We start from the raw sequence: 6,294 nt of genomic DNA on the forward strand, positions 1-6,294 counted from the left end.
CAATAATGTGTTTCAAATTTGGCATTTTGGCGTAATTCGCTAGCGAAAGTGCAGCAGCTAACTAGGCGTTTAAGACGGATTCCCAACGCTTGGGAGTTTCGGTTCTAGGTTGAGTTTTGTGTTTAAGACGCAATGGTTTAGGATTGTGGTCGCGTTGCTCACCACTTAACGCGGCGTTATGCAACTCAGGTAAATTTAGGGGTTCAATCTTTTGGAATTTCTCCGGCTATTCGTTTTGTGCTGTCGGCAAATGAGCATTTTTACCCTCAAATTCTTGGTTAACTCAAACCGTAAAACAGGCAAATTTCTTTGTTTGCCTCAATTGGTTTTAGCGTTGGCGCGTTGTCAGTTTTGCGGGTGAAAAGTGTGGAAATGGCAAGTTAATCGATCATTTCGCATTTGCTGAAAGTCTTGCTTGTTGAGTTTGTCTCATTCAAAAGCTTGGTTTGTCGCTGAAAGGTGGACTTTGTTTTGGTGGCTTATTTATCACGGTTCAGGCTTTGGCTGATTCTTGGTTCACTTAACCAATATTTTGATTGTTTTCTTAATCAAATTTGGTGTAACTTCTGGTTTATCTTATTGAATTTGCATAACAAAGCATTTAAGACGGATTCGCAACACTTGGTGTTTTTAGTGTAAATTCAGTTTTTGTGTTTTAAGTGGTTTGCCGAGGCATTAGTGTTTAGCGTCGCTCACCACTTAATGCGGCGTTATGGCGCAGGGAAAAATCAGCTATGGGAGCAATATGAGCGAGAAAGTAAAAGTAGCCTTGAACTGGCTGAAAAGTCTTTTGGAATCGGAGAGTGTTGAATACCAAGTTGTCGGTGGTTTAGCGGCAACGATTCATGGTGGTAGTCGTGAAATTGCAGACATTGATCTCTATATCCACAATTCAGATGCAAATAAAGTACTAGCTCGCGTTGCCCAGTATATTTCTAAGCCACTTACGCATTACTCGGAATATGGCTGGGATTTAGAGTATTTTCAGCTAATCTATCGAGATCAAAAAATTGAAATAGGATTGGCCCAAAATACCAAAATTCAATCATCATTGGACGGTTCGTGGCATCAACTGGACATCGATTTTTCAAAGTCAGTTGTCAAAAGCTATCAAGGCATTGAGTTACAGGTTATTCCAGTTCGTCAACTGATAGAGTACAAGCGAATATTGGGTAGGGAAGTAGACCTAATTGACATTCAGCAGCTAGCTTTAAACTCAGCGCCATAACAAACAATTTAAGAGTGATTCGGCACGCGTGGCATTTTTACTGTGCGTTGGCTTTAGTGGTTAAGGTGGTATGCGGAAGCATCTGTATTGCGTGCCTCACACCTTAATTGGGCGTTAGGCAACTAGGAGGTAGTGGTGAACGAGAAAGAGTACACGAAGAGAATGCATGAAAGCTTGAACTCGTATGATTTAAACTTAAAGCATATGAGTAATTGGTATTCACAAATCGTAGAGTCACTTAAAGGCATTCATGTTCAAGCTAAGGTGATCAAGCATCCAAGACACTTAGGTGATTACTTGGAAGATGAAATTAGAAAACTTGTTTCGAAGCTACTTCCTACTAGCTATAGCCTTGAAAAAGGTTTTGGCGTTAATTATTTTTCTGCGATAAGTCCTGAGCAAGACATTCTGATTATAGATGGAAAATTAGGGAATGCTTTCTACCGTTCAGAGTCAGTTGGGTATTTTCCAATTGAGTCAATCTTAGGAAGTATAGAAGTAAAATCAAACTTAACGTTGTCAGAACTACGTAAATCAATACTAAATTGTGTAAACTTAAAAAAACTTAATCATTCTAATTTTGATTATCCTGATAATAAAGAGAAGAGAACATTCTATACCATTTTTGCTTATACAAGCCCTGGGAGTGCGGATAGCTTTACAAAAACAATAAACGAACTAATAGCTCCGATTCCTGAGTCTTTGCGACCGAACATGATATATGTTTTAGATAAGGGGTTGTACTTCCCGACTCAAGATGGCGGCGTAATATCTACTCGGATTGAGGGGCTGCAAACAGTACAAGAAGAATTTATGCCAATAAAAAACTCATCAGGAAATCGAACCGAGGCAGAAAACTTTATATTATGCTTTAGCTGTATTATTAACAGTTGTTTTCATCAGAGTGGTATTAGGTCTCCTACTGACTATTGTCAGTATATTACTACGCCAAGTGGTTGGGGAAAACAAATTGAGCATAAAGGGCCAATCAAAAAATATGTGAATGGCTACACAATGTGGCCTAGCGGCGATTATGGAGACTTTAGCTATACGTCGACTGTTCAACATAGTGAACAGTGTGATAGTTGTGGTTACATATATCAGTTATTCAAGTTACCGCCTCTTTCAAGTTCAATGAAGGAATCTATTAAGCGTCAGTTGCTTGAAAAAGGAGCGATCGAGTTTCCTCAAAGTATGGAGATTAACTGTAGCTGTGGGAACAAAATTGATTTGAAAGATAAGTATCAATAAGTTGCCTAACAAACAATTTAAGAGGGATTCCCAACGCTTGGCATTTTTGTTTCTACTTCAAATTTAGTGTTTACGGTACAATGCTTTAGGTTTGGGTGGTCGCGTTGCTCACCCCTTAATTGGGCGTTATATCATTCAAGCAAATTTCGTATTTCGGAGGTATCTATGGCAAACAATGATGACGAGTTGGCAATAATAGAGAATACAATCAGAGACTTTCTAGCGTTCGTTTTTCATAGGAAATATGGTGACAATTGGCTGGATCGTATAAGTATTTCTGAAGGTCGAAAAGAAAGCTGGCGACAGAGAAAAGAAACTGAAGTAAAACGGTTATCAACGCAATCACTTGAACAGAGAATCCTCTACTATTCCGATTTCTATGATTTGAAAACACTTATCTTAAAAAACTGGGATGGTGAGGTGCAAAAGGCATTCAAAGATAAAAAAACGATTGAAGTTTTTTTAACAGAGTTAGAAAAGTTACGTGATCCTAATGCTCATAGACGGAGCCTTTATAGTTACCAAGGTGATTTAATTCGAGGTATTTCTGGGGAGTTAAGAACGAGAATTATGAAATATAGAGGAAAAAAAGAAAGTCCTGATGATTACTTTCCTGTTATTGAAGCTGTAAGTGATAGCTTAGGAAATCAAGTCGCGACTCCAAGTTATGCCCAAATGTTGGTTTCCGATGAAGTGGTTCGTGTTGGGGACGAGGTTGAGATACAAGTATTTTCCACTGACCCAATGGGAGAAAATTTAGAGTTTTCTATAGAAAGAATAGGCACTAAGAAATGGAGTGAAAATAGTACTCAAAAAGTTGTATTTTCAGACGCTGATATTGGTAAAACATGTGATATTAATATCTGTGTAAAAAGTAAGAGAGACTATCATGCGTATAGTTCTTTTGATGATTATATTAGTATCAGGTATGTCGTTTTACCAAAATGATATAACAAACAATTTAAGAGTGATTCAGCACGCTTGGCACTTTTGGTTTGGGTTCAGTTCCGTGTTTATGGTGGTCAAATTAAGTGTAGTGGTCGCGTGCTTCACACCTTAATTGGGCGTTAGCCCTTAAGGGAAAATTAATTAAACAGTAAGGACATTTACATGCATACAAAAGAATCAGTTTCAAAAATATTGGATTTTGCTAATGCTAAATTGGCGCAACATCCTGAATATGAAGAATGGATGGTATTTGACGGAGCTGATGTTCACCCGAATGGAAAAATTGTACCGAGGTTCAAAACAAAAGATGGCAAATCAGGCTTAAATGAACCAAAATTCCCAGTTTATCAAGAGGTTTGGGTTGAAGCGGCAACAGAACTTGGCTTGTAATTAAACTTGAGTACCGGGCTAACAAACAATTTAAGAGGGATTCACAACGCTTGGCACTTTTGCTTCTACTTCAGTTTTAGTGTCTATGGCACAATGCTTTAGGTTTGGGGGGAGGCGTTGTTCACCCCTTAATTGGGCGTTATGAGCCTTAGTCGATCGTGAAGCCTGTCGTGAAATTTCTACGGGATTATGAGTTTAGTTGCCTTTAGTAATAGTCTAAGCAGATTGTTGATTCTAAGAGGCAAAAAACATGCTTGAGCGTATAGAAAAAGTGTTGAACCTAAATGATATCGCTTATGAGAGTGGTGAAACAAGGATGTATATTAAGTTTGGTGGTTTGTGTTCACAAGTCAAAATTCATTACGACTACGCAACCAATACATACAAAGTCAGTTGCGGAGAGCTACGCCAGCTAATATCGAGTATTGTGTTTTTCTGTATGGCATTCAACATGCTTAATCTGCCTGACCCGCAATTCTGGACTGGGTACGGCGCAGGCTTGATGTTCGCAATAGCGATCGGGAACTTGTTTTCAGTTATTTCAGCAAATATACAATTGCTAGACTTACGTGCCCAACTCAGAGAAGAAGGTATATTCTTGAAACACGGCTCATAACAAACAATTTAAGAGGGATTCCCAACGCTTGGCATTTTTGCTTCTACTTCAAATTTAGTGTTTACGGTACAATGCGTTAGGTTGGGTGGTAGCGTTGCTCACCCCTTAATTGGGCGTTATATGCTTTTAAATTTCAAACAATAAAAGGACTTAAAAATGATTCTAAATCACGTCTCAGTTGGCGCATCTGATGTGGTAAAAGCAGTTGGTTTTTATGACTCAGTTCTTTCTACGTTGTCTATTAAGCGTGCTCACTATATAGAAAATATCGCAGCGGCTTATGGTGAAAACTTTGAATTTTGGGTCGGAAGTCCCTGCGAAGGAAAAGCTACATCAAGTAATGGTGCTCATATTGCTTTTAATGCGCCTTCAAAAGAAGCAGTTGACCAGTTCTATACTACAGCCATTGAGTTAGGTGGTTCATGTGCAGGTAAGCCAGGGGTAAGACCAGAGTATGGTGAAACTTACTACGCAGCATTCGTACGTGACTTAGACGGAAACAAAATCGAAGCAGTTTCAATGTAGCTTCTAATACGCATATAACAATAAATTTAAGAGTGATTCACAACGCTCGGCGCTTTCACTTCAAGTCAGTTTTGTGTTTATGGCACAATGCTTTAGGTAGGGTGTTAGCGTTGTTCACACCTTAATTTGGCGTTATGCAACTCAGGTAAATTTAGGGGTTTAATCTTTTGGGATTTCTCTGGCCATTCGCTTTGTGTTGTCGGCAAATGAACATTTTCGGCTCCAATTTCGTGGTCAATTCAACCCGTAAAACAGACAAGATTCTTTGTTGCCTCACTCGGTTTTAGCGTTGGCGCGTTGTTAATTTTGCTGGCGCAAAGTGTGGAAAGGGCAAGTTAATCGAGAATTTCGAGTTCGCTGAATATTTTGCTCGTTGAGTTTTTCAGATTCAAAAGTTTGGTTTGTTGCTGAAAGGTGTGCTTTGTTTTGGCGGCTTATTTATTACGGTTCGGGCTTGGGTTGATTCTTGGCTCACTTAACCAACATTTTGATTGTTTTCTTAATCAAATTTAGTGTAACTTCATGTTTATCTTATTGAATTTGCATAACAAAGCATTTAAGACGGATTCGCAACGCTTGGTGTTTTTAGTGTAAATTCAGTTTTTGTGTTTTAAGTGGTTTGCCGAGGCATTAGTGTTTAGCGTCGCTCACCACTTAATGCGGCGTTAGCTGGGGTTAAGAAAAACGGTGAATTTAGGGTGGAAAGGCTTTGGGTTTTCTAGCTACACACCGGACAAATTTCAGCTTCTCAACTATCTCGCCAGTGGCACTTTTCGGGAAGTGTTTGAATTTAACGAAGTCTGCTTACGGGAAGTGTTGTGTTTGTTAAGTTCGTTGGCGCGGCTTCTTTGCTGCTGAAATTCATGAATGCTTAAATTCGTTTCGTGTGCTCTGTCGTTGGCTTTTCCGATAGAATTCTTTGCAAATTACCGAGCTCAGGAATGGTGATTTTCTCGGTCATTTCTTCTTTGCCAAGCGTATTTCGTGGATTAAGTTTTAATTTCACAGCTGTCCGTTTTACTTTGCTGTTTGAAAGCAATAATGTGTTTCAAATTAGGCAGTTTGGCGTAATTTGCTAGCGAAAGTGCAGCAGCTAACTAGGCGTTTAAGACGGATTCCCAACGCTTGGGAGTTTCGGGTCTAGGTTGAGTTTTGTGTTTAAGGCGCAATGGTTTAGGATTGTGGTCGCGTTGCTCACCACTTAACGCAGCGTTAGCTGGGGTTAAGAAAAACGGTGAATTTAGGGTGGAAAGGCTTTCGGTTTTCTAGCTACACACCGGACAAATCTCAGCTTCTCAACTATCTCGCCAGTGGCACTTTTCGGGAAGTGTTTGAA

The 6,294-nt window shown here is 39.4% G+C and carries 7 protein-coding genes; 6 read left to right on the forward strand and 1 reads right to left on the reverse strand.

The annotated features are described in order from the left end of the window. Nucleotides 1–745 precede the first annotated feature (745 nt). From AACW06_RS18520 to AACW06_RS18545, 6 genes are all read left to right on the forward strand, one after another. Nucleotides 746–1,228 (forward strand): MazG-related protein, encoded by a 483-nt coding sequence (locus AACW06_RS18520; protein WP_192076202.1) that lies wholly within the window; start codon nucleotides 746–748, stop codon nucleotides 1,226–1,228. Between the two features lie 135 nt (nucleotides 1,229–1,363). Continuing rightward, nucleotides 1,364–2,479 (forward strand): DUF6602 domain-containing protein, encoded by a 1,116-nt coding sequence (locus tag AACW06_RS18525; protein ID WP_192076203.1) that lies wholly within the window; start codon nucleotides 1,364–1,366, stop codon nucleotides 2,477–2,479. Between the two features lie 165 nt (nucleotides 2,480–2,644). Continuing rightward, on the forward strand, nucleotides 2,645–3,427 hold the full coding sequence (locus tag AACW06_RS18530) for a Swt1 family HEPN domain-containing protein (protein ID WP_192076204.1): 783 nt from the start codon (nucleotides 2,645–2,647) through the stop codon (nucleotides 3,425–3,427). Between the two features lie 162 nt (nucleotides 3,428–3,589). After that, nucleotides 3,590–3,817 carry a hypothetical protein gene (locus AACW06_RS18535; RefSeq protein ID WP_192076205.1) on the forward strand — a complete coding sequence of 76 codons (228 nt, stop codon included), beginning with the start codon at nucleotides 3,590–3,592 and terminating at the stop codon, nucleotides 3,815–3,817. Between the two features lie 250 nt (nucleotides 3,818–4,067). Next, the gene (locus AACW06_RS18540; RefSeq protein WP_075111302.1) at nucleotides 4,068–4,433 is read left to right on the forward strand and encodes a hypothetical protein; all 366 of its coding nucleotides are present in this window, start codon (nucleotides 4,068–4,070) and stop codon (nucleotides 4,431–4,433) included. A 156-nt stretch (nucleotides 4,434–4,589) separates the two neighbouring features. Next, nucleotides 4,590–4,958: a VOC family protein gene (locus AACW06_RS18545; RefSeq protein ID WP_192076206.1), complete on the forward strand. Its 369-nt coding sequence runs from the start codon at nucleotides 4,590–4,592 to the stop codon at nucleotides 4,956–4,958. An 871-nt stretch (nucleotides 4,959–5,829) separates the two neighbouring features. Here AACW06_RS18545 and AACW06_RS18550 read toward each other — a convergent pair. After that, on the reverse strand, nucleotides 5,830–5,964 hold the full coding sequence (locus tag AACW06_RS18550) for a hypothetical protein (protein WP_272956771.1): 135 nt from the start codon (nucleotides 5,962–5,964) through the stop codon (nucleotides 5,830–5,832). Nucleotides 5,965–6,294: the final 330 nt, after the last annotated feature.

The organism is Vibrio sp. S12_S33, from assembly GCF_963889785.1.
Taxonomy (GTDB): domain Bacteria; phylum Pseudomonadota; class Gammaproteobacteria; order Enterobacterales; family Vibrionaceae; genus Vibrio; species Vibrio aestuarianus.

What these genes read in the sequence shown, in the direction of transcription:
- AACW06_RS18535 (WP_192076205.1), top strand. Translation starts at nt 3,590, where the DNA reads ATGCATACAAAAGAATCAGTTTCAAAAATATTGGATTTTGCTAATGCT.
- AACW06_RS18540 (WP_075111302.1), top strand. Translation starts at nt 4,068, where the DNA reads ATGCTTGAGCGTATAGAAAAAGTGTTGAACCTAAATGATATCGCTTAT.
- AACW06_RS18520 (WP_192076202.1), top strand. Translation starts at nt 746, where the DNA reads ATGAGCGAGAAAGTAAAAGTAGCCTTGAACTGGCTGAAAAGTCTTTTG.
- AACW06_RS18530 (WP_192076204.1), top strand. Translation starts at nt 2,645, where the DNA reads ATGGCAAACAATGATGACGAGTTGGCAATAATAGAGAATACAATCAGA.
- AACW06_RS18545 (WP_192076206.1), top strand. Translation starts at nt 4,590, where the DNA reads ATGATTCTAAATCACGTCTCAGTTGGCGCATCTGATGTGGTAAAAGCA.